Consider the following 23400-nt stretch of genomic DNA (forward strand, 5'->3'; position numbering starts at 1 on the left):
CTTACTCCGCTGGCAAAATAACTTTCTTCCTCCTCCCCCATATCTCACCTTTGTGGCGGGTGGGTACGGTGTCGCCAAGCAGTTTGCCCCATGGTTTCAGGCCATCTATTCTGTCAAAAATAATCTTCAGCACTGCAATAAAGGGAATAGAAAGGAACATACCCGATAGACCCCATAACATGTTGCCCAGCAATACAACAATGATTGATATGAGCGCGTTGATTTGCACCTTGGATGATACAATACGAGGCACCAGGATATTGTTATCAATAAACTGGATTACGAGGTAGGCTACTATGACGCCCAGTTGTGTTGTATAGCCATCTTTAGTGACGGTTGCCATCAACACTGGCAGCGCAATGGCTATAATACCGCCAAGGTATGGCACCAGGTTAAGTATGGCCCCTATAACCCCAATCAAGATGCCATATTTTACGCCAAGCAGGATAAGTGCCATGGAATTCAGGGCTGCCACGATGATCATTTCTATCAGCAAACCTATAATATAGCTTTGGATTGCCGCTTTGGTTTCATGCAATACATCGGCCACGCGTTTGGAGTTTTCCTCCGAAAACACTTCGTAGAAAAAGTTGAGCAACAAAGTTTTATAATATAGTATCAGGAAAACATATACTGGAATAATCAATATCAACCCAAAAACGCCTATCACCGAGCCTAAAGTGCTCCCTAACAGCGAATGGCTATTATCCATTGCCTCTTTAATTAATTGGTTTTGTTTTTGAATAGAATAACCAAAAGTTGTTGCTACCCAATCTTTAGCATCAACGGATATTGCTGCAAACTTTTGTTTCAGCACGGGCAGCGAATCGGCAAACTGGATAATTTGGGTAGATAGAAAATAAAACAATCCTGCTATTACGATGGATGCCAGCAATAAGGTAATGGAAATAGCCAACGCTTTGGGTACTCTTTTAATTTCCAGCCAGTTGCTCAGCGGGTTCAATAAAATAGCGATGAATAAGGAGTAGGCTATCGGCACAAAAACATCGGCCAGCTGTGAAAATATATAGACTAATAAAATGAGCCCGAACATGATAACGGTGCTCTTGAGATAAAAAGGGTATTCTTTGGCAGGCATAAAAGCAGGAGATAAAGTATTATCCATCAAGGAGTAAAAAGCTTAATTGTTTGAAGGATAGTAAATGTTTATGCTTTTAAAATAAAAATGCCATTGCAAGGCACGAAGCCTCACAATGACATATCGATAAGTATTTTATTTGGATCCCTTCTATTTTGTATTTAACGTAATCGTAGCTGCCGGCAACCCTTTTGATGTTGCGGTAAACGTAACAACTCCGGCCTTTTCTCCAGCCTGCACAATGGCAAGAGCCAACCCGTGGAATGCTTTGCGGTACGGCACTTTAAATGAATCGTGACTTACCGGGTCGCCGTTATCAACGCTGGCTATGGTGGCCTGGCCGTTGATCTTAAAGTTAACCAGCGTTTCGGCATCAGGAACTACGTTGCCGTTTTTATCCAATATTTTTACGGTGATGAACGACATGTCTTTTCCGTCAGCTTTAATCACTTTCCGATCTGCTGATAGTTCTATTCTTGCCGGTTCGCCTGCTGTGTGGATCGAGCGGGTTAGTACAATTTTACCATTTTTACGGGAAACGGCTTTCAGCGTACCTGGCTCATATTTTACACGCCACATGATATGCAGATCTTCGCCGGTTTTCTTTTTGGAGCCTAATGATTTGCCGTTCAGGAAAAGCTCCACTTCATCGGCATTATTGTAATAAGCCCAAACATCCACCACCTTGCCGGGGGTCCAGTTCCAATGCGGAAATATGTGCAGTACTGTTTTGTTTGTCCATTCGCTTTGGTACATGTAATAAACATCCTTAGGGAAACCAGCCAGATCAACAATACCAAAATACGAACTGCGCGACGGCCAGCTATATGGCGTTGGTTCGCCTAAATAATCAAAGCCGGTCCAGATGAACATCCCCGAAAGGAAGTCATATTTTTTCATCACTTTCCAGGTCATCTCATGCGTCGATCCCCAAGGTGGTCGTACGTTATCATAAGCCGATACGTTATTACCTTCTCTTTCAAATGGTTTATCCCATTTTTCGGGCCATACACGGATGCTATCTGATGGCATTTCGTAAAAGCCGCGGGTTTCAAGGCCGGATGTTGTTTCGGTAGCTATGAATTTTTTACCTGGGTAGCGGTCATGAAATGCAGCGTACTCCCCTTCATGGTAATTGTAACCCACTAAATCTATCGCACCCGAACTTATGATCTTGTTATTTTTATCCGGATTGTTGTTGGCCGCGGTTATAGGGCGGGTGGTATCAAGGCTGTGTACAATGGCAGCAAGTTCAGGGGCTATCCTTAAAGCCGTGGTATCATGCTGTTGCGGAATTTCGTTACCAATACTCCATATCATTACACTGGGGTGGTTACGGTCGCGCAGCACCTGGTCTTCTAAGTCGCGTTTATGCCATTCTTTAAAAAACAGGTGGTAATCATATTTCGCTTTTTCCCATTCCCAGCAATCAAAGGCTTCGTCCATTACAATGAACCCCATTTTATCGCAAAGATCAAGCAACTCAGGCGCTGGTGGATTGTGCGAGGTACGGATACCATTACAACCCATTGCTTTTAAAATTTGCAGTTGGCGCTCCAATGCGCGCGTATTGATGGCCGCGCCGAGGCTGCCCAGGTCATGGTGATCGCACACGCCTAAAATTTTCATGGCTTTACCATTCAAACTGAAACCTTTGTCCAAATCGAAATTAAAATAACGGATGCCTACAGGGGTAGTGTACTCGTCGATAATGGTTTTGCCAGATAGCACTTGCGTAACCGCTTTGTATAAATAAGGTTTATCAACACTCCAAAGGGCTGGATTTTTTACTGAAAGGGTAGTATTTGTTTCAAACACAGTATCCTGCAGTTGTGCTTTAGATGGTATCGATCCGCCGTCGGCTACTATTTTGCCAAGTGCATCATATAAAGTAGTTTTTACAACCAACGCAGCAGAGGATGATCCATTTTTTACGCTTACTTTAATATTTACTTTTGCAGATGCAGCGCTGACATCGGTAGTGGTTACAAAAGTACCCCAATGATTAATAGCGGTTTTATTGGTAGTTACCAGCCAAACATTCCTGTAAATGCCAGAACCTGAATACCAGCGCGAATTTGGCTGAACCGAGTTATCAACCTTAACAGCAATAACATTATTGCCACCATAGATTAGATATGGAGTTAGCTCATACCGGAACGAGATATAACCATTGGGCCTGAAACCAAGCAGGTGGCCGTTGATCCATACCTGGCTTTTTTGGTATACGCCATCAAAATCGATATAAACCAATTTACCTTTGGATGATGCCGGAACGGTAAATGTTTTACGGTACCAGCCTATGCCACCGGGCAATGCGCCACCTTCGGGTGTTGCGGGGTTATCTTTGCTGAATTTCCCTTCAACACTCCAGTCATGCGGCAGGTTAAGGCTGCGCCATTTGGCATCGCTGGTTGCCGGCTTTTCGGCATCGACTACTTCGCCAAGGTTAAAGCGCCAGCCTTTATCAAAATCAAGTGTTTGACGGGTTTGCTGAGCAAACGTATTGGCACTAAAAAACAGCGCGACAAGCAACAGGCCACTAAGCTTAATGACCTTGGGGGATGATTTTATAGCGTACATATAGGCAGTAATTGGATTAAATGTAATTACGACACTAAATTATAAATAATTGTGGTATGTGAAAGGGTCGAATAAAAAACCAATATAACAACGCCAACAAATAGATATGGACGATGCTTTATTAGTTTAGTAAAAAATTTACACTTGTTATTTTACCCGCGGCAAGAGGTGATACCTGTAAAACTTTATCCTGATTATTAATTATCCCATCTACATTTACATCCTGGTAAATATCATCACCAACTTTAGCCTCTGGTGTTTGCCCCGGTGAAGTATTAATCTGTTGCTGACTGCTAAATTTGCCAATTACAATAAAGCTCGCTTCGGCGTTATATATCAATTTGCCGTCATCGGCATAATGGTATAAATAGTAATTTTTGCCGGGCGTTACCTTAAAAGTTAAATTGCCATTATTATCACTCTTTTTTGCCGATTTTGGGTCATTCCAATAAACGCGGTTATCATCCGACAATAACGATATTGATTTATCACTTAAGGCTGTTCCACTACCAGCTTGCACGTGCACCTCAATAGCTGTATCGGACGCATCTTTTTTACAGCTTGTGGTTAATAAAGTAGCTACAGCAAGTATTGCAGGAAATTGTAAGCGCATATTTATAAGGTAAGTTTGGCTAAAAGTACAAAATTAAATTCTTACGGAAGCTATTACTTCTTCACCGTATTCACCATACCAAACCCTACCAGCTCGTCCCAGCGGGCCGTTGCGGGGCGGTAGTAAACCAGTAGCTGGTAATCGTTTTCGGTTTCAAAGTGGCTGCCTTCAATGGGTATATCGTCGGCTTTTTTTGTTGCATTATCAACCCAAACATATTCATAATCATATACGCCCTGCTTTAGCAGCAGGTTGATATAATAGCGGCCATTCTCGTCGCGCGTAAGTTTGCTGCGGTCGTCAATTTTATAATCGTTAAACATGCCTACAATGTATGGCGTGCCGTCGTTCCCGGTGGTATTTGCGGCCAGGCTAAAATATACGCGGGCATAATCTGCGTCGTTGCGTGCGTCGCTGCCATCCTGGTTCAGGATATAAAACTTGCCGTTATTATCAAAGTACTGCACATAATTGGGATTATTGCGCCATGGGTCGCCAATCAGCACCACTATGTTTGCGGTATCCTTATAAATCCTGGCCACCCGCTGCGAGTTTAGCTTGAGCGTACGCAGATCAAACAGCCGGAACTCATTGCGGCCCGGAAAATCGTTTATAGCTACATCATTATAAACTAACGAAGAGCCGCGGATATTAGTAGGCCGGGTATTTAAAATACCCGTTGATGTACGTGCATTCTGCATTACAAAAACCCGGATATCATAGGATGGGTTTTGCACCCTGAGGCTGCCATAATCGACAGTGAAGTTTAACTTTTGATTGGTTTGGCGGGTTTGCGTACTTGGCGATGCAATGGTGCTGGCAGCAATTGAAACTTTTTGGCCTACCACATACAAGCGGCGGGTGAGGATCATTTTGGATTGATCTCCATCTTCATAAACTTTCAGAATGTAGTTGCCGGATATTTTGGGGGCGATGTTGTCATTGGGGATCTGCTGCTCGTAATGGGTATATTTTTGAAATGTACCTATGGAGTAGCTGAAGGTATAAAACCTATCGTCCTGGAAGCTTTGCAGGTACTCGGTCGGCGAAAGGTTTGAGGAGTTCCAGTTGGCATCACAATGTTCGATGGTATAATTATAATTGCGGGTCCCCCCACGCAGGTCATCAAAAGCCAAAAGCACTTTATCATCGCTGCCCAGGTTTATCACCGGGAATGGCTGCTTGCCCGTGCCGTTAAACTCCACACTTTTAATGGCAGGGTTGTAAACATTGTTATCGTAGGGAGCTTGGGCAAACGTCCGAAATGAAATGGCAGCAAAAATTAACAGGCAAAAAACTCTCATCAATTTCAATTTTTCAGTCATCAACCTTCGTTTTTTGTGAGTACTGTTTGATATCAAAACTAAACAATACAACCGACATTGTTAAAAAAGGCAAACCGGTACAAAAGCTAAACCAGGCCAGGCTATCACTAATAAATATACCATGAACAAGATAAAAGAAGCCTACCCATAAAACAAACAATGCAAACAACCGGCCAGGTATCTGCCTTTTGACAGTGGTAAACAACAACAACATCTGCCCCGCAAACAAAAATATTGCCGAGGCTGCCAAATTATCCTCATATTTTCTCTCTAATGCAAACGATAACGGATAATTATGATGAAACGGAATCATAACTTCCAATATGACTATCGGGCCAATCCCATGACCTACACCTATTAACATACATAAACTTGCGATTAAAACAGCGATGGTGAGTTTGCGGTGAGGCTCTATCATAGGGCTATAGGTTTAAAGTTATAAAATAGGCTATCATAAAAAAACGTAAATAAAAAAACCACCATTGCAGTACAATAGCGGCTCAATTATCATAATGACTACCAGACTTACGAAGTTTTTGAAACTTCGTAAGTCTTAAAAACATTACGCTTCCAGCTCCAAAATCTGTTCAGCCAAAGTTTCCCATTTTTGCTGAATTTGCTTCAGCTCGGCTTGTTTTTGGTTGTAAGCGGCGTTGGTTTCTTTTAGCTTTTGGCTATCGTTATATATTTTTGTATCGGCCAGTTTGGCTTCAAACTCTTTCACTGTTTTATCAAGCGTGGCTATTTGTTCTTCCATTTTGGCCAGGTCCTGGTTTAGTTTTTTTAACTGCTGGTGCTTGTTTTCGCCGTGTTGTTGTTTAGCAGGCTCGGGCTTCTTCTCCTCTTTTTTAGGCTGAGGTGCAGGCGTAGCCGCTTTTGGCTCTAACTTGCGTTTTGAATACCACTCGTCAAATTCGGCATAGGTACCAGGATATATCTTTATTTTTTGATCTTCGATAAACCAAATCTTGTTGGCCACATTATCAAGGAAATACCTATCGTGTGATACCACGATGAAAGTACCCTCGTACTGTTCCAGTGCCTGTATCAGGATATTTACCGATTGCATATCCAGGTGGTTGGTGGGCTCATCCAATACCAGGAAGTTTGCATCCGCAGTAAGCGCTTTAGCTAACGCCACACGAGACTTTTCGCCCCCGGATAATACCTTGATCTTTTTAAACACATCATCGCCGGTAAACAAAAACGAACCTAAAATGGTACGCAGTTCGGTATCGGTATGTTTTGGTGCAAATGCCTGCAACTCCTGTAAAATCTGGTTCTCCAGGTGTAATGATTCCAACTGGTGCTGGGCAAAAAAGGTGGTACTTACATTATGGCCGGTTGTTACTTTACCGGTGTAATCATGATCGGCATTGGCGATGATGCGCAGCAAGGTTGATTTACCTTTACCGTTGGCTCCAATCAAAGCAATTTTATCGCCCTTTTCAATTACAGCTTCGCCACCATCCAAAATGTCAATGGCAGGATATTTTTTAACAATATCCTCTAACGTTACCACATGCCTGCCCGATTGTTTAGAGAAACGGAAGGCAAAGTTTACCGATGGGTTATCATCATCCACGTCATCTACCCGCTCCATTTTATCAAGCATTTTGATACGCGATTGCGCCATTTTTGCTTTGGATGCCTTGGCGCGGAAACGTTCGATCAAACGTTCTTCCTGTTTTATTTTTGATTGCTGATTTTTAAACTCGCCGCGCTGAATTTCTTCGCGCTGGGCTTTCTCTTCCAGGTAGAAAGTGTAATTGCCCGCGTAAACAGTCAGCTTACCTTTACGCGATTCAACCGTGCGGTTAATAACCTTATCTAAAAACCACCTATCGTGCGATACGATGATGATAGCGCCGTTAAAGGCTTTCAAATAATCTTCCAGCCACTGGATTGACGGTAAGTCAAGGTGGTTGGTAGGCTCATCCAGTAACAGAATATCCGGTGCCTGTAACAGGATTTTGGCAAGCATTACCCGCATACGCCATCCACCCGAAAATGTACTTAGCTTACGCTGGCAATCCTGCTCGCTAAAGCCCAAACCGGCCAAAATTTCGTGCGCTTTGTATTCAATGTTATAACCATCCAACAGTTCAAACTCATGCTGCTTATCGCTTAGTTTGTTAATCAGGTCTTCGGTATAATCTGTTTCGAGTTTTTTTAGTAAAACTTCTATCTCGTCGTGCAGCTGGTTTTGGCGTTCAAAAGCTTCCATGGCCACATGCACAATATTTTTATCAGATGAGTATGACAGCAAATCCTGGTTAAGGTAACCCATGGTAAGGTCCTTAGCCATTGATATGGTGCCCGATGTAGGTTTATAGTCGCCTACAATAATTTTCAGAAGGGTAGTTTTCCCTGTTCCATTGGCACCTATTAAACCAATTTTTTCACCAGGTTTTATATGCCAGTTGGCTTCATCGTAAAGGGCCCGCGCACCAATCTCAAACGTAAGGTTATTTATAGCAATCATTTGGGCGCAAATATACGGTTTTTGAGCCGAATTTAGGCAGGCCCCGGGTGAAAGGTAAAAGGCTAAAGGTGAAAGGTATTAAGATGATAGAAAAATGATATTTTCCTTCACAAGGTAAAAGGAGAAAGGCCTTCAAGGCTTAATCAAAAAGCTTCGCCTTCAGTCCCTCCCCAAAAAACCTTTTACCTTTAACCTTTTACCTTTCGCCTCCAACCTATGCTCCCACCGCCTTCAGCCACGTTTGAGCCATCAGGGCTTCGCCGGCTACGCTGGGGTGCACGCCGTCGCGGTTCCAGTAGGTGGCCGGGGCAATTTTTTCGGCTTTGTCAAATGCCGACTGGTAGGGTACAAAAACGGCATCGTATTGTTCGGCAATATCTTTGGCCGCCTTGCGGAACAAATCAAACGTTGGGTACCATTTATCGTCGACAGCTTTAACACCTTTTTGGGCGAATGGCTCGCAAATAACCAGTTTAATATCCGGCAAGGCTGCCTTGGTACGATCTATCAGTTTTTTATAATCAGCAATATAATTATCTATAGTACCGGTATAACCATTGGTAAGGGTATGCCAAAAATCATTTACGCCTATATGGATACTTAGCACATTTGGCTTAAGGGCCAGGCAATCGGTATCCCAGCGTTCGGCCAGTTGATATACCTTATTACCGCTAACACCTTTGTTATAAATTTTAAGATCTTTATCGGCGTGGTTAAGCAATAGCTGCGATGCTGTGATCATCGCGTAACCCGAGCCTAAGGCGCTGGTTGTATTAAATTCGATACTGTTATGATCGCGACCCCAATCGGTAATAGAATCTCCCTGGAAAAGCACCACGTCGCCGGTATTGAAACTGATTTTTCTTGATGGTTTACTGCCGGCTAATGCAGCCGAAACTATCTGTGGCAAGCCCATTGCAGCAATGGTACCCACCGATGCTGTTCTCAAAAAATTACGGCGATTGGGTTTAAAAATATTATTCATAAACGATTTGATAGATTTGATTTTGGATTTCCGAATTTACTGATTTACCCGGCTTTTTTAAATTTTGTTGAATTTTGTACCAGCATTTGCCTTATTAATATAAGCTACTGATTTAATTTTCATAAAATTCTGGTTTATACAGCTATCAGTATTTGTTAACTTCGCGCCATGTATTTTTTATTAAAACCCATCCTGTTCCAGTTCGATCCCGAAAAAGTACATTACTTTGTAACCCGCAATTTAAAGCGCTTCAACCGTTTTCCGGGTGGCGCTGCTTTAAGCCGGGCCATATGGGATGCAAACAACCCGCGACTGGAGCGCGAAGTGTTCGGTCTGAAATTTAAAAATCCGGTTGGCCTTGCCGCCGGTTTTGATAAAAATGCCGAACTGATGGGCGAAATGGCCAACATAGGTTTTGGCTTTGTAGAGATTGGTACCGTTACCCCACTGCCCCAGCCCGGCAACCCGCAGCCACGTATGTTTCGTTTACCGGCCGATAGTGCGCTCATTAACCGCATGGGCTTCAACAATTTTGGAGTTGATGTAGCAGCAGAACGTATAGCCACCTTCCGCAAAAATGCCAAAGGCGCGCAAAAAAGCCTGATCATAGGCGGTAACATTGGCAAAAATAAGGTTACCCCTAATGAAGATGCCGTAAGCGATTACATCAAATGCTTCGATCGCCTTTTTGATGTGGTTGATTATTTTGTGGTGAATGTAAGTTCGCCCAATACGCCCGGCCTGCGCGAGCTGCAGGAAAAAGAGCCTTTAATGAACCTGCTGAATACCTTGCAGCAACGTAATTCAAAAAATGGCATCAACAGGCCTATCCTGCTCAAAATAGCACCAGACCTTACAGATTCGCAGCTGGATGATATTGTAGAGATTGTACAGCAAACCGGCATTGCAGGCCTTATAGCCACTAATACAACCATCAGCAGGGAAAATTTAAATTCACCAGCCAGCTTAAAAGACGAAATGGGCGGCCTTAGCGGCATGCCGCTAACCAAACGCTCAACCGAAGTTATCAGCTATATTCACAAAAAATCAAACGGATCGTTCCCGATAATTGGCGTGGGCGGCATACACTCTGCCCATGATGCTATCGAGAAGCTGAATGCCGGCGCATCATTAGTGCAGCTGTATACCGGTTTTATTTACGAAGGGCCGGGGTTGATTGGGAGGATAAATAGAAGTCTTCTTTCGAAGTAGTTTCTGAACCGGAATTTATCGAATTAAGGAATTTTTTGAATTTTGTTTTTAAAATTCTGTCAATTTGATGAATTCGATAAATTCCGGTTCAGAAAATTCCAACCAACAAAAAAATCCCACCGGTTTCTGAAACCAGCAGGATTTATAAGATCTTTTTCAGCGCCAGGCGCTTTAAAACAGATAGATTATTTACCGGCAGCGATAGCTAAAGCTTCGTTGTTTTTTTGGATTTGGTTGCCTTTTTTCTCGGCAGAACGGCTTCCGTACTCAAGGTTAGTAGCCAGTTTTAAAAACTGAACTTCTAAACGTGAAGTAGTTTTGTTTTTTCTATCTTTTCTTTTTAAACGTGTAACGCCCATGGTGTTGTTATTTTAATGTTTTTAATACCCTTGAGGTCGGGAGCGGATTCGAACCGCTGTAAAAGGTTTTGCAGACCTCTGCCTAGCCACTCGGCCACCCGACCCTAATTTTAGGATTGCAAAAATAGTAATTTATTTATTGCAAAGCCAATATTTATTTCATCGAATTTCTTTTTATTTCAGAACAGAGTATTGCAGTGGCAATTGCTACGTTCAATGATTCGGCCTGGCCGGCCCTTGGTATGGTTATTTTTGTGGTGATTAACCGCTCAATATCAGCACTTATGCCGTTGCCCTCGTTACCCATCACCAATAATCCTTCGGTACCAAAACCTGTGTTATAAATATTTTCGCCGTCAAGCATCCCTCCAAATACGGGCAGTTTAATTTGTGGCAAAATCTGCGCCAGGTTTACATAATGTACATTTACACGCGCCAGCGAGCCCATAGTGGCCTGTACTACTTTGGGGTTGTACACATCAACCGTGTCTTCGCTGCATATAATATCGCCAATTCCAAACCAGTCGGCGGTGCGGATAATGGTACCCATATTGCCGGGGTCCTGGATGTTATCCAGCACTAAAGAAAACCTGTGCTTAAGGCTATCGTAATTTAAAGTTGGCCATATTGGAATTTTAATCAAACCAATTACCTCCTGCGGCGTTTTCAAAGTGCTGATTTTTTCGATATCCTTCATCGAAATCTCCTGAAAGTTTATTTTTCGGGATAAATTCAGCATTTTTGGAGCAATTGCTTCGGTATGGTATATCGTATCAACCTGGTAACCCGAGCCTGTAAACTCAACAACTGATTTATAGCCTTCAACCAGGAAAAAACCATGCTCCCTGCGAAATTTTTTATGTTGTAAGGATGTTAATAAACTGATTTGTGATTTTGAAAGCATACAAAAAACCTGCTGGTTACCGTCTTGCAATATTAAGTATTTTACTGGTCATAATCGGTTCGGGTTGTAGCCTTACCCGCGGCATTCGCAAAGATCAAACCCTGGTAAACAAAATTACCATAAAAGGTATTGACGAACAATTTGCCGAAGCCGCGCTAAATTATGTTGATAAAGAACAACAGCCTAACAATAAGCTTAACCTGCAGTTTTATTATTGGTTTAGCAACCATGGCAAGCGCAACATTGGCGAAGCGCCCACTTTACTGGATAGTAACCTTGTTGATTATTCGCGCTTCCAGATGGAAAAATTTATACAGAACCGTGGCTATTTAAAAGCAAAGGTTACAGATAGCATCATCATCAAAAAACAACGTGCCGAAATAGTTTTTACTGCAGTAGAAGGTCCTATGTTCCATATCCGCAAGTTTGAAGATAGCATCCCTGATAAAAATATTGCCAACCTTTACCTCGCCAACCGAAACAAAATATCGCATATACAACCCGGCGGGCGTTTTGATATGGATAGCCTGGCACATGACCGCGATGAACTTTACCTGTTGATGAAACGCAACGGCTATTTTGATTTTTACCGGCAATACATCAATTTTACCTACGATTCTACCTTTAACAGTAGTGTGGTTGATGTTAAAATGATGATTGACAACCCGGCAGGTAAAACAGAACACCCGGTTTATAAAATTAATAATACACTGATAACCATATCTACCAGCAATGGAAGAACCACCGGAAAAGCCGATACGTTACAGGTCGATTCGCAATTCAGGTATGTTGATTTTTCTCATCGATTTAACCCACGTGTTGTAACTGATTATACGTTCCAAAAAAAAGGGCAGTTATTTGATATCGACAAACAAACCTTAACTACAACCAGGCTTTCGGAGTTAAATGTTTTTCGTAATGTACCCAACCCCACTTATGAAAAGTTGGGCGATAGCACCCATCGCCTGAATACCAAAATAGATATTATTCCGCTTAAGCATTACTCAGACAGGGTTGAGGGCGAGTTCCTGTTTGCTAATGGCAGGTACGGCTACAATGTGGGCAATACTTTTACCAACCGAAATCTTTTTAACCAGGCAGCAATCCTGCAGCTGAAACTCAACTGGAGCATTTTGTTTGATAATGGAACAAACACCACCAATAGTGATAATATACAAAACCAGGAGCTTAGGATGGGTGCAAACCTCATATATCCCCGCATCATATCGCCCTTCAGCTTCCCGCTTTTAGGGAAATTCGGAGTGCCGCATACTACGTTCTCAACCAACTACTCCTTGTTTTATCAAAAAGGCCTGGTAACGCGCCAAAGTTTTGTAAACTCCATTAGCTATGACTTTTATGAAACAGCCCGCAAGCTGCATACCATTACGCCAATAAATATTGAATTTTCAAGAGGCGTTATTGACCCGGCTGCAATGGATAGTTTATTGGCTTATAACAGGCTGGCTTATATCAATTTAATAGGCCGAACCGTATTTACAACCGGCAGCCAGTACACGTTTCAATACAACGCTATCGAATTAAACTCTTATGATAACTTTTTGTACTTCCGCGGAAGCCTGGATGTTGGCGGTAATTTCCTGAGCCTGTTAAGCAATACATTTAATACGCCGCGGGATGACTCGGGCCAGCGCAAATTTCTTGGTTATGTTTTTAGCCAATATGCAAAAACCGAGGGAGATATACGCTTTTACCGCACGTTGGGGGGCGAAAAGCAGCTTATTTTTCGTATTAATCCGGGTATTGGCATACCGTATGGTAACAGCAAGCAACTGATATTTGAAAAAAACTTTTATGGCGGCGGCGCCAATGATATACGCGCCTGGCTACCACGTACATTAGGCCCTGGAAATTTTGACAGGGCGACTTATTACGGCACTGATGTCACCGGGCGCGCCCGTTATAAATATCTTGACCAGTTTGGCGAAATTAAATTAGTTGCCAATGCCGAATACCGTTATAAGCTAATCAATAACTTTTTTGGTGCAAAGCTTAAAGGGGGTGTTTTTGTTGACGCAGGCAACGTTTGGCGCCTGGGCAAAAAAACCGAAAGCCCGAATGGCGAGTTCAGGTTTGATAATCTTTGGCAGTCAACTGCAATTGGTGTAGGTACAGGCCTAAGGTTCGATTTAAGTTTCTTTGTATTCAGGCTGGATATGGCCTTCAAGTTTAAAGATCCGCAGTTTAGCGGCAGCGATCAATGGGTACTTATTAAGCACGCCAATGAACTGTTTAAATCGGGCAGTTTTAAAGAGGCTTATCTTAAAGCCAACGCCACTGGTGTTGATAGTAAAGGCAACGTTGTTGGCGATAGCTACAACTTTATGCAGCTAAACTTTGGAATCGGGCTGCCTTTTTAATTATTGAATTATCGATTTAGTGAATTATTGAATTGAAAAGGTTGGCCGGTTATTTAATTTGTAACTTATGTAATTTGCCGCTCAATAACCTTAAAGCCTTCAATCCCTTGTCAAAAAGTCTTGATTCTTGACTCTCTCCTTTAAAGCATATTCTTCAGCCCGTCAATTATGCTTTCGAAGAATGTTGGGATACTGAGGTTATTGTGGTAATTAAAATAGAGGAAGATACAGAAAATGATAACGGCTATAATAATAAACCGCTTAAACATGTAAGCCAGCAATACCAGCATCAGCGGTATGGCAACCAAAAGCACCCAGCTTATGTGCCATGGGCTCAGTTTACTATCGTGCTTGTATATATAATAAAGTATGGCGTGGGTGCCGGTTTCGTTCATATGCTTAGCATACAAAAACGTCGACCGGTCTATTTTTTGGCGATAAAAAGCAACCCCTTTTTCAAATTTAAGCTGGTATTCAAACCCATTCATTACAAAAGTGAACAGGCCATTCACTTTCTCCTGCGTTACACCCGCCGTGTCGGTTGCTACTACGGCCACCTGGTCAACCGCAAAAGGATTTTCTTTAACTACAAAATGGTTTATGGTTATGGCATCAGCAAAAACAAAACTGTGCGCCGCGGCAATAAAGCAAAATAAAAGAAATAATTTTTTCATCTGTCAATAAACCATCAGTAAAATGTACGCAATAAAAATAGTGTTTTTAATGTTATCCGTTAAGCAAATTAACAGCATCGTTAAACATATGCCCGAAGCAACTATTGAACCATTAAAAGTGCAATAAGTTTGCCAAATATTTACACTCCGGTTATCCGCGTAAGCCCGTTAAAAACCACAAATAACTTAGCTTAGCAGCGGTTGCCAAAACGGGTAAAATAAAATGATAAAAGCTTATAAATTGTATACCGGGGCCGACGGACACTCGCATGTGCAAACCGGCACCGTAGCCGAAGGCCTCTTTAACCATGCATCAAGTATCAGGTTCCAGGAATCGCCGCCAACCTCGTTTTTTGATTGGCATAACGCCCCTGCCGAACAATATGTGATAACCTTATCGGGTACTCTTGAGTTTGAAACCTACACCGGCGAAACCTTTATTGTACGGCCCGGCGAAATACTGATTGCCCTGGATACTACAGGAACCGCCCATAAATGGAAACTGATTGATGACCAGCCATGGCGAAGAGCGTATGTAGCTTTTGATCCCGGCCACGAAATAAATTTTGTGGCTGATGGAATGTAAAAAGATTCAAAGAATCATAACCCTTCGGATTTAATAATCTTTTTTATATCGTCCTTGCCGATAGATGCATCTTCTGATTTATCAAATATCGTAATCAGGTATATATCGGTGTCGGTCGTTGTTTCTTCTACAAGGTACGTAATCACCCTAAAGCCTCCGCTTTTTCCCTTACCCTTTGATTCATCAGCAAGCCTCACCTTGTATATATTCGAGCCGTAGTTATCTCCAATTTTGGGGTTTTCCATGAGCTTTTGTTCAAGATGCAGCAAACTTTTTTGTAGCGTTTGGTATTTCTTTAACAGGCGCTTTGCTTTTTTTACGAAGAATGAAGTAAGGCGTACGTTATTTGCCATTAAAGAGATCGGACATAGAATAAGAACTTGCTTCTCCGCTACGAATGCTCTTTACTTCTTTTAACCCCGCTTTTATCTCATTTAAAAGCTTAGTTTTTTTTGATGTTTCTTTATCCGGGGAGATGGCAATAATCTCGCCACCAAGCTCTTTCACAACGGCCGAGAGTTTGCCTTTCGCGTTTTCAGGAACTTGTATTGTAAAGGTGGTCATACCCAAAGATAATTAATATTCAATTCTTTATCAACCTTATCAATCATACTTTTAAAAAAAGCCATGCTGGCCTGGCATTGCTGCCAAGCCAGCCCCCTGCTTGCAAAACAATCGGTTTGCCTTGCTTGCAGGGCCCGGATGTTGCCCCCGATGGCTTTACCGGATGACTTTTAAACTTCTTTAATCGGGCTTAATTCGTACGTAAACAGTACTAAAGCCATCAGAAATAAAAACGTCGTTTTGATATAAGGTATCGTTGCGAATAGTAAATGCGGTAGGGTTCAGGTCGTTAATCTTCAAAAGGTCAAAAGTTTCGGTAGCCGAATATTTGTAGTTCCTGGTTATCGAAAACTTACCCGACAAGGTAAGCGAATCTTTTTTATACATTTTAAAAGTACTGTCGGCACCATAAACCTGGGTAAATGAGTAACCCAGGCTTTGCGGTGTGAGTGTAACCCCACCTATACCACCAACAGATTTTACCCAACGCCAGCTACCTGTTATTTGTGTAGATGTTGGGCCGGGTAAGCCTTCTTTATTACATGAACTAATGCTGCAAAGCGCCATGGCGGCAAACAACAGGATAAAGTATTTCATTTTTTCAAGTTATACTAAAGTATTACGTAAGTACTTGATCCTTTGCTACAGCGTATTACAAATTTTTGCAAAAATGATTTTATATAATTAGTTATGTTATTTTGCACCAAATTTTTTGGATCGTTAAACCATGATTATAGTTATTCAATGTAAAGACCAGGTGGGCCTGGTTGCCTACATAGCAGCCATTTTAGCCAAACAGCAATTAAACATCGTATCTATGCGCGAGCATGTAGATCAAAACGAAGGCTTGTTTTTTATGCGGGTTGAAGTTGACAATAACCAGGAAGATGCAAAACTGGAACAGCTATTAAAACCCCTGCTGCCCGAAGGAGCCATGGTTATGGTAAACCCCCTGCCCCACAAAAAGGTAGTAGTGCTGGTAACCAAAGAATACCATTGTTTGGCCGATATCCTCATCCGTAATTACTTTAAAACATTAGGCGCAACTGTGCAATGTGTTATAGGTAACCATGCTACGCTTCAAAACATTTGCGAACGCTTTGATATGCCTTTTCATCACATATCTCACGAGGAATATTCCAAAGAAGAATTTGAACAGCGGGTAATAGAAACCGTTGAACAGTATACACCCGACTACGTGGTATTGGCTAAGTACATGCGCATCCTCTCGCCGTATTTTGTAAGCAGGTTCCCTATGCGCATCATCAATATCCATCACTCGTTTTTACCCGCCTTTATTGGGGCAAATCCATACCGCAAGGCTTTTGAACGTGGTGTAAAACTCATTGGTGCAACTGCCCACTTTGTATCAAACGAGTTGGACGAGGGCCCAATTATTGCCCAGCAGATCATCCCCGTAAACCACACATTTACAGCAGCAACTATGGTAAAAGCCGGCCAGGAAATTGAAACATCGGTATTGGCCAAAGCCCTTAAGCTGGTGTTTGAAGACCGGGTATTTGTATCAAAAAACAAGACTGTTATTTTTGAGTAAACAGCTTGTTACATAACCCCTAATTAACACTAACCTGTTATTTTCGCCCTCAGATTTCTTATCTGATGCTATCCCTATGAAAAAACTTTTGTTTATTTTGCTGTTCACTATTTGTGCTCCTGCGTGTTTTGCGCAACATTTTACCGTAGCTACCTACAATTTACGTAACGACAGCCCCACCAACGATGATTCCTTACGCGGGAACGGGTGGAAACAACGCCTGCCTGTTGTTGCAAAACTGATCCAATTTCATGATTTTGACATCTTTGGCACCCAGGAAGGGCTTGTTCATCAACTACATGATTTAACCAAAGCAATGCCAGGCTATAATTACACCGGCATAGGCCGCGATGACGGGAAAACAGCCGGCGAATTTTCGGCTATATTTTATAAAACAAACAAATTTAAGTTGCTTAAGCATGGCGATTTCTGGTTATCAACCATAACCAGCGGCCCAAACAAAGGTTGGGATGCTGCCTTACCGCGTATTTGCTCATGGGCATCATTCCTGGAAATAAAAACAGGGTATAAATTCTATTTTTTTAACCTCCATATGGATCACATCGGCGTGGTAGCCCGTCGCGAAAGCTCCAAACTGGTTTTGCAAAAGATCAAAGAGATGACTGCTAATGAGCCTGTAATACTATCGGGCGATTTTAATGTCGATGAAACTTCAGATAGTTACGCCGTTATCAACACATCAGGTAAATTGAAGGATGCATATGAACTATCGCCCATAAAATATGCCGAAAATGGCACTTTTAATGCCTTTGACGCCGAAAATAAATCAAAAGGCCGAATAGACCATATTTTCCTGAGCAAGGATTTTTCTGTAAAAAGATATGGCATCCTTACCGATACTTACCGTGCTTTAAACAAACAAACCAATAAATACGAAGCTAAGTTGCCATCAGACCATTTCCCGGTAATGATAATGGTGGACCATAAATGATCCACCATACATCTGAGATTTAGTTGATTATAAAAGATCGTTGTTACTCTACCAAAAGTGTAGCAATGGAATGCGGCTGGCTGGTTGTTTTAGCAGCTTTACCTTTTATCCACAAGCTATATTCAATTTTTTCGTCGGTATTGTTCATCACTATTACGGATAACTTGCCGTCAGGGTTCAGGTAAGCGGTAGTTAATAATTTATCGCGGCTGGCAACCGCCGCAACGCGTTTTGCGCCAGGACGAATGTACTTGCTGAAATGACCTAAATAGTAGTACGAACTGGTGTAAATGAGGCTGCCGTTACGTAAATCGGCATGTACCGGGGCAAAACAGAAGTTACCCACGTGATTAGGGCCGCCTTTTTCATCCAGCAGGATGTTCCAGTCTGTCCATGCAACGGTACCGGCATTAAAATCGTTTATCATGGATAATCCATAACGCTCGCCAAGCGACCAATCGTTAATTTTGTTGAAGTCGAATTTTTCGATACAGCCTTCGGTAAAGATCAGGTTTTTAGTAGGAAAAGCCTCATGTGTGCGCCTTAACGACTCAAATTGCTGCCCCGCCCCCGTCCATGTTTCATACCAGTGAAAACCTATGCCCCATACATATTTGGCAGCCGCAGGGTCTTCAAGAATGGTGCTGGCCTGCTGGTATAACAAATCGCGGTTGTGGTCCCAGATAATAAGTTTTTTGGCGCCCAGGCCCTGTTTTTGTAAGGTTGGGCCTAAGAAGTTCTTTACAAAATCGCGCTGCTCTTCGGCGGTATATTTACATGATTCCCAGCTTTGTGAAGCCATGGGCTCATTTTGTACCGATAGGCCCCAGATAGGAACCCCTTCGTTTTCATAAGCCCTTATAAACTTGCCATAAAAGTTGGCCCAGCTTTGATAGTATTTTGGCAGCAGCTTGCCACCATGCAGCAGGCTGTTATTATCCTTCATAAACGCAGGCGGGCTCCATGGTGATGCAAACAAGGTAAGTTTGCCGCCGGCCGCAGCCATAGCTTCTTTAATGAAAGGGATACGATAAGCCCTGTCATGGCTGATATTGAACGTTTTAAGTGCGCCATCACCCTCTTTGATATAAGAATAACTATCGCTCGAAAAATCGCAGCTTTGGATATTGGTGCGGGCCATGGTGTAGCCTATTCCCTTATCCTTATCGTAGTAAGCAGCTAAAAGCTCTTTTTGCTTATCCCTGGGCAGTTTATAAAATGTTTCGGCAGCGGCATCCGTAAGCGCGCCGCCAATGCCCAGCATGGTTTGGAACGATTTTGCCGGGTCAACAAAAACAGACACTTCTGTTTCGCCGGGTTGTGGGCTATCCTCAAACTTTAGGGTTTCGGTAGTTTTAAACCTCATACCCGGCTGGTTATCAGATACTATAACTTTTACCTTTTTATTGGCTGTGGAAAACGGCACTTTAACCTGGGCGTTAGCCACTGACGGCTGCAGTAAGCCGCTTGCTATAAAACAGGCAATTATCGTTTTTTTATTCATGGTCGGTCTTAATCGGTGTACCAGCGGGCAAATCGCCATTAGGGAGGCGGTTCCGGTGTTCCAAATTAAGAGAGTTAAATTGAATAAAGCAAATAAGTAAGGCAATAAATTGTTGATTTATTGCTATTTAATAAGCAAATGATACGGTTCAATACCAATAAAAAAACTTTAAATATCGCTAATAATCAAATAGTTAAAAATTCGGGAACGATATCGGAAAAATGTTTTGATACGCTAAGATACAATTGTGTATTTTATACACTAAACAGCCCCGGTTTGGTGTTACTCCGGTCAATTTATTGCTTTTTAAGCTCCTCCTCTATCCGCAGGCTTTCTTTGTGAATAGCGTTCATCAGCTCGGTAATAAAGGTTTCCGACAGGCCCTCTTTTTTACCTGCTTCAACGGCTTTTTCAAGTACCTGCTTAAAGCGGTCGGCCTGTAGTGGGGCTATATTGTTTTTGGCCTTGTAAATACCAATCTCCTTAACCACCTGTTCCCGCTGACCAAGCAGCGCAATAAGCTGTTTATCAAGCGAATCAATTTTATTACGGTTTATCTTCAGGGTTTGATCGGTGCTTTTAGGAGTCTCCATCGGTACAGATTGGGCGCTGGCTAAATTGAGATTAAACAAATACATTAATAACAAAACTCCAATTCGGGTGAGTGTTTTCATATCCTAATTTAATAAATTAATTTGAGAATTTGAATATCCGGGATAATTTGAAGATTTGAGAATTTGAAGATTTGAAAATGTAAGGGGGCCAAAAGTCTGTCAAAAAGTTTCAAAAAAATAACAAAAAATCACACAAAAATGTAACCGTTTATCAATTTTTGGGTAATTTAATAACAACAACCGGCTATTTTTTATCACAGGTATCGCTTTGACCTATAATTACAAAAACCCGGGAAGCAAGTTACCGGGTTTCAATTTGGAACGATCATTCCAAATAGTGGTTATTTGTCGCTGCTGTGTCCGCGTTTAATCATCTCCTGAACGGCCCTGGCCAAAAATTCTTTTCCGTATCCGTCGAGTTGGGTTTGTTTGCCGCCGCCGTTAATTTCGTAAACAATCCGCCCGTGGTCATTCTCGGCAACCAAGTTGTCGCTGTTGATGCTGCAGGCCACCGAACCATGAGGCGAAATAAATTTGATGCCTTTACCATCTTCGGTAAAATAGGTTTGGCCACGGTATTCAATCTTCACTGTCCGGCCATCGGCATTTTCGATAATGGTGGTATGCCGGCCACCAAAACGGCAGGCTGTGGCCAGCAACATGAATGCTGCTATGGCCATAAATTGTTGTATTTTTTTCATGATGATATTGTTGTTGAGTGTTTTCATCACAAAGCTAATACAAAACACAGTACTATACAATACATAGTACCATATTTATTGCAACATTTTTAATACCGATAATTTCTGCACATATCACTTCAAAAAACGGAGAGCATCCCATCTGTTGGCTAACATATCGGGATCTCACAGGACAATTGACCCGCATGAAGTACACTTAGCAAGTGGGTTGCCGAAACAAGTTCGGCATGACATTGAGGATTAAATCGACATCATTCCCCTTCCACACCTCCCTAAGCCTTACCATTCAGCAAATCATCGACCAAAATACCATTGATGGTCATACCGGCGGTATTGCAATCGGTTATGGCAACGCCTTGCAGGTTGCAATTGTTAATGGTGCTCTGGCTAAGCTCACAGTCATCAAAGCGCAGGGGGCGTTGTTTAACGGCGGGGTCGTATGCCGGGTGGCCTTCGGGTGGCATACCAATGTTGTGGATGTAGGCCCCGCCAAGCTGGGCGCCTTCAATCTCCAGGTCGCTTAAGTTGGCGTTGGTAATTTTGAGCTTGGTCAGGTCAACATCATTAAAGCTGGCATTGCTCATTTTAAGCATCACAAACGTCGAGCCATCCAGGTGTGCGCACCTGGCTTCAATCACTTTGTTGGTTTCAATGATGCTCACCTTTTCGGGGTTATTATTTGCACTTTCCATAATAGCTGTTTTTGTTAATCGAATTTACAAAGCCGCCTGCAAACCACCATGCCCACATCAGACATTTTAAGGGTGCTTTTGCGACAATTGGCCCTTGTTGTACCGGCAGGATATTGCCATGTTCTATCAAATCATGCTCCAATCAAACTATTTAAACCTTGCCACGTTGAGTTGTAAATAAACCCATTATGAAACCTATATTTTTCACATTAACCAGCAAGCTCCGCCTGATGGCGATACCAGATACCCAGGCCCACCTGGACGGGCACCCGGTAATCAGCTATACTTACAGCTTGTATATTGACCGCGACAGGGGCCATGATGAACAGGCTGCAACTAAAGAGGCCTCCCTGCATTTAGATAAAAACGCCGATCCCGATTATCTGGGCGTTGTAGCTTTTGAACAGCCCGCCAACGTATTTTCATACACATCCGGCCAGCACGAATTAAGCGTAACAGAAGTTGAAGAAGTAATTGAACATTTAACGCACATCAGGGATAACCCACCGCTTTGGCATTCCATTGCCGATGTATGATTAATACAGCGCCGTTGGCAATCCATCAAGGCTAAGCAGGTTCTTTTCTTTTTTATAAGCTTCCAGCCCTTCGGGGCCTTTATTGGCGGCCCATTTGTAAGCCTGGTTGCGCTCGCCTTCATAGCTGTAATAGGGTACGCTAAAACCGCAGGATGTTTGTACCTGGTAAACATCGGCCACAATGATTTGCCTGGTTGACAGCAGGATATTAAAATGCCGGGCCAGCAGGGGCCATTCTTCATCGCCGGGCAGTACGGTATAGCCTTTGCCGTATAAACGGAGAATGTTTGGCGGGCCTTCAAACGCGCAAAACATCAGGGTAATGCGGCCATTCTCCAATATATGGGCCGACGTTTCGTTACCACTACCTATAATATCCATGTAAGCCACTTTGGCGGGCGACAATACCTTAAAGCTGTCTATCCCCTTGGGCGATAAATTAACATGCCCATCGGCGGCAAGTGGCGCCGAGGCCACAAAAAACATCTTTTGTTTATCGATAAAGGCCTGGTGGGCCGGTTGGATGGCTTCAAAAAACTTTCCCATAGTGATTTATTTTTCCTGTTGACCAAATTTAATGAATAATACGACTTGTCATGCTGACGAAAGAAGCATCTATTAATGAACTTTTTTCCCATCGGAAAACGAAGGGAATTATTGCACCCTTACGTGCCGAACGGCTTCTTGATTCTTGACTCTAATCTCTTGACTCTTTCCCTGCCGTTGCCTGCGGCCCGCGCTTTACACTCATACTACGCAGGGCCTTATCCGTTAGCTAACGGAGGTATCCGTTTCAATCGCTAACGGGGCTGCGTGTAAACAAATACATTCAGGTAAATAAGGCTTATTGAGCAACGTTTTGTGCACGTGTCATATGTTTGTGGCCTGGAGGATGGCCGACCTTATGCTTTCGTTGGTAAGTTATAAGCGGCCCATTGCCAGCCGTCGCGTTTTTATCTTCCTGGTAATCAAATACTGACAAAGTTGTGCCACCACTTTTTTCAACCACACCCTGTAAATTTGTGGTGTCGGGTTTAAGTTTCACAGTTCATGAATGGATGGCCTGCGGTTTAGCG

24 protein-coding genes and 1 tRNA gene are annotated in these 23400 nt (G+C 42.6%); 6 read left to right on the forward strand and 19 right to left on the reverse strand.

The genetic code is table 11. From position 1 onward, the window contains the following. Nucleotide 1: 1 nt before the first annotated feature. From AC1DXF_RS03345 to AC1DXF_RS03375, 7 genes are all read right to left on the reverse strand, one after another. The gene (locus AC1DXF_RS03345) at nucleotides 2-1126 is read right to left on the reverse strand and encodes an AI-2E family transporter (protein WP_477446110.1); all 1125 of its coding nucleotides are present in this window, start codon (nucleotides 1124-1126) and stop codon (nucleotides 2-4) included. A 123-nt stretch (nucleotides 1127-1249) separates the two neighbouring features. Then, a complete protein-coding gene (gene galB / locus AC1DXF_RS03350; protein ID WP_477446112.1) occupies nucleotides 1250-3682 on the reverse strand; it encodes a beta-galactosidase GalB in 2433 nt (810 codons plus the stop codon). 121 nt (nucleotides 3683-3803) lie between these two features. After that, nucleotides 3804-4295, reverse strand: coding sequence for a hypothetical protein (locus AC1DXF_RS03355; protein WP_477446114.1), 492 nt, complete (start codon nucleotides 4293-4295; stop codon nucleotides 3804-3806). Between the two features lie 53 nt (nucleotides 4296-4348). Next, the gene (locus tag AC1DXF_RS03360; protein WP_477446116.1) at nucleotides 4349-5599 is read right to left on the reverse strand and encodes a type IX secretion system plug protein; all 1251 of its coding nucleotides are present in this window, start codon (nucleotides 5597-5599) and stop codon (nucleotides 4349-4351) included. A 13-nt stretch (nucleotides 5600-5612) separates the two neighbouring features. Further along, nucleotides 5613-6038 (reverse strand): hypothetical protein, encoded by a 426-nt coding sequence (locus AC1DXF_RS03365; protein ID WP_477446118.1) that lies wholly within the window; start codon nucleotides 6036-6038, stop codon nucleotides 5613-5615. Nucleotides 6039-6182: 144 nt separating this feature from the next. Then, the gene (gene abc-f / locus AC1DXF_RS03370) at nucleotides 6183-8105 is read right to left on the reverse strand and encodes a ribosomal protection-like ABC-F family protein (protein WP_477446120.1); all 1923 of its coding nucleotides are present in this window, start codon (nucleotides 8103-8105) and stop codon (nucleotides 6183-6185) included. A gap of 214 nt (nucleotides 8106-8319) precedes the next feature. After that, nucleotides 8320-9090 carry an SGNH/GDSL hydrolase family protein gene (locus AC1DXF_RS03375; protein WP_477446122.1) on the reverse strand — a complete coding sequence of 257 codons (771 nt, stop codon included), beginning with the start codon at nucleotides 9088-9090 and terminating at the stop codon, nucleotides 8320-8322. 168 nt (nucleotides 9091-9258) lie between these two features. Between AC1DXF_RS03375 and AC1DXF_RS03380 the strand changes: the two genes are divergently transcribed. Next, nucleotides 9259-10302: a quinone-dependent dihydroorotate dehydrogenase gene (locus AC1DXF_RS03380; protein ID WP_477446124.1), complete on the forward strand. Its 1044-nt coding sequence runs from the start codon at nucleotides 9259-9261 to the stop codon at nucleotides 10300-10302. Between the two features lie 185 nt (nucleotides 10303-10487). Here AC1DXF_RS03380 and AC1DXF_RS03385 read toward each other — a convergent pair whose 3' ends face one another. From AC1DXF_RS03385 to AC1DXF_RS03395, 3 genes are all read right to left on the reverse strand, one after another. Continuing rightward, nucleotides 10488-10661 carry a spore protein gene (locus tag AC1DXF_RS03385; protein WP_090652361.1) on the reverse strand — a complete coding sequence of 58 codons (174 nt, stop codon included), beginning with the start codon at nucleotides 10659-10661 and terminating at the stop codon, nucleotides 10488-10490. Between the two features lie 33 nt (nucleotides 10662-10694). Next, nucleotides 10695-10765, reverse strand: a tRNA-Cys gene (locus AC1DXF_RS03390). Nucleotides 10766-10815: 50 nt separating this feature from the next. After that, complete coding sequence (locus tag AC1DXF_RS03395; protein ID WP_477446126.1) at nucleotides 10816-11565, reverse strand: TrmH family RNA methyltransferase; 750 nt, start codon at nucleotides 11563-11565, stop codon at nucleotides 10816-10818. Here AC1DXF_RS03395 and tamL point away from each other — a divergent pair. Then, on the forward strand, nucleotides 11556-13946 hold the full coding sequence (gene tamL / locus AC1DXF_RS03400) for a translocation and assembly module lipoprotein TamL (protein ID WP_477446128.1): 2391 nt from the start codon (nucleotides 11556-11558) through the stop codon (nucleotides 13944-13946). The two genes, AC1DXF_RS03395 and tamL, sit on opposite strands and share 10 nt — an antisense overlap. Nucleotides 13947-14086: 140 nt before the next feature. Here the strand turns inward: tamL and AC1DXF_RS03405 are convergent, their stop codons facing one another. Further along, a complete protein-coding gene (locus AC1DXF_RS03405) occupies nucleotides 14087-14620 on the reverse strand; it encodes a hypothetical protein (protein WP_477446130.1) in 534 nt (177 codons plus the stop codon). 223 nt (nucleotides 14621-14843) lie between these two features. Here AC1DXF_RS03405 and AC1DXF_RS03410 point away from each other — a divergent pair, with 223 nt between their 5' ends. Next, on the forward strand, nucleotides 14844-15206 hold the full coding sequence (locus AC1DXF_RS03410) for an AraC family ligand binding domain-containing protein (RefSeq protein ID WP_477446132.1): 363 nt from the start codon (nucleotides 14844-14846) through the stop codon (nucleotides 15204-15206). Nucleotides 15207-15220: 14 nt separating this feature from the next. On the opposite strand, the gene AC1DXF_RS03415 is transcribed toward AC1DXF_RS03410, so the two are convergent. From AC1DXF_RS03415 to AC1DXF_RS03425, 3 genes are all read right to left on the reverse strand, one after another. Continuing rightward, on the reverse strand, nucleotides 15221-15559 hold the full coding sequence (locus tag AC1DXF_RS03415) for a type II toxin-antitoxin system RelE/ParE family toxin (protein WP_477446134.1): 339 nt from the start codon (nucleotides 15557-15559) through the stop codon (nucleotides 15221-15223). Further along, complete coding sequence (locus AC1DXF_RS03420; RefSeq protein WP_477446136.1) at nucleotides 15549-15770, reverse strand: hypothetical protein; 222 nt, start codon at nucleotides 15768-15770, stop codon at nucleotides 15549-15551. Before AC1DXF_RS03420 ends, AC1DXF_RS03415 begins: the two co-directional genes overlap by 11 nt. A 180-nt stretch (nucleotides 15771-15950) precedes the next feature. Further along, entirely contained in the window at nucleotides 15951-16367 is a 417-nt protein-coding gene (locus AC1DXF_RS03425) for a hypothetical protein (RefSeq protein ID WP_477446138.1), read from the reverse strand. A 130-nt stretch (nucleotides 16368-16497) separates the two neighbouring features. On the opposite strand from AC1DXF_RS03425, the gene purU reads away from it, so the two are divergent. After that, on the forward strand, nucleotides 16498-17325 hold the full coding sequence (gene purU, locus AC1DXF_RS03430) for a formyltetrahydrofolate deformylase (protein ID WP_477446140.1): 828 nt from the start codon (nucleotides 16498-16500) through the stop codon (nucleotides 17323-17325). Between the two features lie 76 nt (nucleotides 17326-17401). Then, the gene (locus AC1DXF_RS03435; RefSeq protein WP_477446142.1) at nucleotides 17402-18277 is read left to right on the forward strand and encodes an endonuclease/exonuclease/phosphatase family protein; all 876 of its coding nucleotides are present in this window, start codon (nucleotides 17402-17404) and stop codon (nucleotides 18275-18277) included. Between the two features lie 43 nt (nucleotides 18278-18320). Here AC1DXF_RS03435 and AC1DXF_RS03440 read toward each other — a convergent pair whose 3' ends face one another. The 4 genes from AC1DXF_RS03440 to AC1DXF_RS03455 form a co-directional block, all read right to left on the reverse strand. Beyond that, nucleotides 18321-19781: a glycoside hydrolase family 30 protein gene (locus tag AC1DXF_RS03440; RefSeq protein WP_477446144.1), complete on the reverse strand. Its 1461-nt coding sequence runs from the start codon at nucleotides 19779-19781 to the stop codon at nucleotides 18321-18323. Between the two features lie 296 nt (nucleotides 19782-20077). After that, entirely contained in the window at nucleotides 20078-20455 is a 378-nt protein-coding gene (locus AC1DXF_RS03445; RefSeq protein ID WP_477446146.1) for a chorismate mutase, read from the reverse strand. A 281-nt stretch (nucleotides 20456-20736) separates the two neighbouring features. Further along, nucleotides 20737-21096, reverse strand: coding sequence for a hypothetical protein (locus tag AC1DXF_RS03450; protein ID WP_477446148.1), 360 nt, complete (start codon nucleotides 21094-21096; stop codon nucleotides 20737-20739). A gap of 272 nt (nucleotides 21097-21368) precedes the next feature. Beyond that, entirely contained in the window at nucleotides 21369-21788 is a 420-nt protein-coding gene (locus AC1DXF_RS03455) for a pentapeptide repeat-containing protein (RefSeq protein ID WP_477446150.1), read from the reverse strand. A 188-nt stretch (nucleotides 21789-21976) separates the two neighbouring features. On the opposite strand from AC1DXF_RS03455, the gene AC1DXF_RS03460 reads away from it, so the two are divergent. Next, a complete protein-coding gene (locus tag AC1DXF_RS03460) occupies nucleotides 21977-22324 on the forward strand; it encodes a hypothetical protein (RefSeq protein ID WP_477446152.1) in 348 nt (115 codons plus the stop codon). Here AC1DXF_RS03460 and AC1DXF_RS03465 read toward each other — a convergent pair whose 3' ends face one another. Further along, complete coding sequence (locus AC1DXF_RS03465; protein WP_477446154.1) at nucleotides 22325-22870, reverse strand: pyridoxamine 5'-phosphate oxidase family protein; 546 nt, start codon at nucleotides 22868-22870, stop codon at nucleotides 22325-22327. Between the last annotated feature and the right edge of the window lie 530 nt (nucleotides 22871-23400).

This window comes from Mucilaginibacter sp. P2_A5 (assembly GCF_056404995.1).

Bases quoted from the DNA above. Each gene is read 5' to 3' on its own strand.
- AC1DXF_RS03345 (WP_477446110.1), bottom strand. From the start codon at position 1,126: ATGGATAATACTTTATCTCCTGCTTTTATGCCTGCCAAAGAATACCCT.
- galB (WP_477446112.1), bottom strand. From the start codon at position 3,682: ATGTACGCTATAAAATCATCCCCCAAGGTCATTAAGCTTAGTGGCCTG.
- AC1DXF_RS03355 (WP_477446114.1), bottom strand. From the start codon at position 4,295: ATGCGCTTACAATTTCCTGCAATACTTGCTGTAGCTACTTTATTAACC.
- AC1DXF_RS03360 (WP_477446116.1), bottom strand. From the start codon at position 5,599: ATGAGAGTTTTTTGCCTGTTAATTTTTGCTGCCATTTCATTTCGGACG.
- AC1DXF_RS03365 (WP_477446118.1), bottom strand. From the start codon at position 6,038: ATGATAGAGCCTCACCGCAAACTCACCATCGCTGTTTTAATCGCAAGT.
- abc-f (WP_477446120.1), bottom strand. From the start codon at position 8,105: ATGATTGCTATAAATAACCTTACGTTTGAGATTGGTGCGCGGGCCCTT.
- AC1DXF_RS03375 (WP_477446122.1), bottom strand. From the start codon at position 9,090: ATGAATAATATTTTTAAACCCAATCGCCGTAATTTTTTGAGAACAGCA.
- AC1DXF_RS03380 (WP_477446124.1), top strand. From the start codon at position 9,259: ATGTATTTTTTATTAAAACCCATCCTGTTCCAGTTCGATCCCGAAAAA.
- AC1DXF_RS03385 (WP_090652361.1), bottom strand. From the start codon at position 10,661: ATGGGCGTTACACGTTTAAAAAGAAAAGATAGAAAAAACAAAACTACT.
- AC1DXF_RS03395 (WP_477446126.1), bottom strand. From the start codon at position 11,565: ATGCTTTCAAAATCACAAATCAGTTTATTAACATCCTTACAACATAAA.
- AC1DXF_RS03405 (WP_477446130.1), bottom strand. From the start codon at position 14,620: ATGAAAAAATTATTTCTTTTATTTTGCTTTATTGCCGCGGCGCACAGT.
- AC1DXF_RS03410 (WP_477446132.1), top strand. From the start codon at position 14,844: ATGATAAAAGCTTATAAATTGTATACCGGGGCCGACGGACACTCGCAT.
- AC1DXF_RS03415 (WP_477446134.1), bottom strand. From the start codon at position 15,559: ATGGCAAATAACGTACGCCTTACTTCATTCTTCGTAAAAAAAGCAAAG.
- AC1DXF_RS03420 (WP_477446136.1), bottom strand. From the start codon at position 15,770: ATGACCACCTTTACAATACAAGTTCCTGAAAACGCGAAAGGCAAACTC.
- AC1DXF_RS03425 (WP_477446138.1), bottom strand. From the start codon at position 16,367: ATGAAATACTTTATCCTGTTGTTTGCCGCCATGGCGCTTTGCAGCATT.
- purU (WP_477446140.1), top strand. From the start codon at position 16,498: ATGATTATAGTTATTCAATGTAAAGACCAGGTGGGCCTGGTTGCCTAC.
- AC1DXF_RS03435 (WP_477446142.1), top strand. From the start codon at position 17,402: ATGAAAAAACTTTTGTTTATTTTGCTGTTCACTATTTGTGCTCCTGCG.
- AC1DXF_RS03440 (WP_477446144.1), bottom strand. From the start codon at position 19,781: ATGAATAAAAAAACGATAATTGCCTGTTTTATAGCAAGCGGCTTACTG.
- AC1DXF_RS03445 (WP_477446146.1), bottom strand. From the start codon at position 20,455: ATGAAAACACTCACCCGAATTGGAGTTTTGTTATTAATGTATTTGTTT.
- AC1DXF_RS03450 (WP_477446148.1), bottom strand. From the start codon at position 21,096: ATGAAAAAAATACAACAATTTATGGCCATAGCAGCATTCATGTTGCTG.
- AC1DXF_RS03455 (WP_477446150.1), bottom strand. From the start codon at position 21,788: ATGGAAAGTGCAAATAATAACCCCGAAAAGGTGAGCATCATTGAAACC.
- AC1DXF_RS03460 (WP_477446152.1), top strand. From the start codon at position 21,977: ATGAAACCTATATTTTTCACATTAACCAGCAAGCTCCGCCTGATGGCG.
- AC1DXF_RS03465 (WP_477446154.1), bottom strand. From the start codon at position 22,870: ATGGGAAAGTTTTTTGAAGCCATCCAACCGGCCCACCAGGCCTTTATC.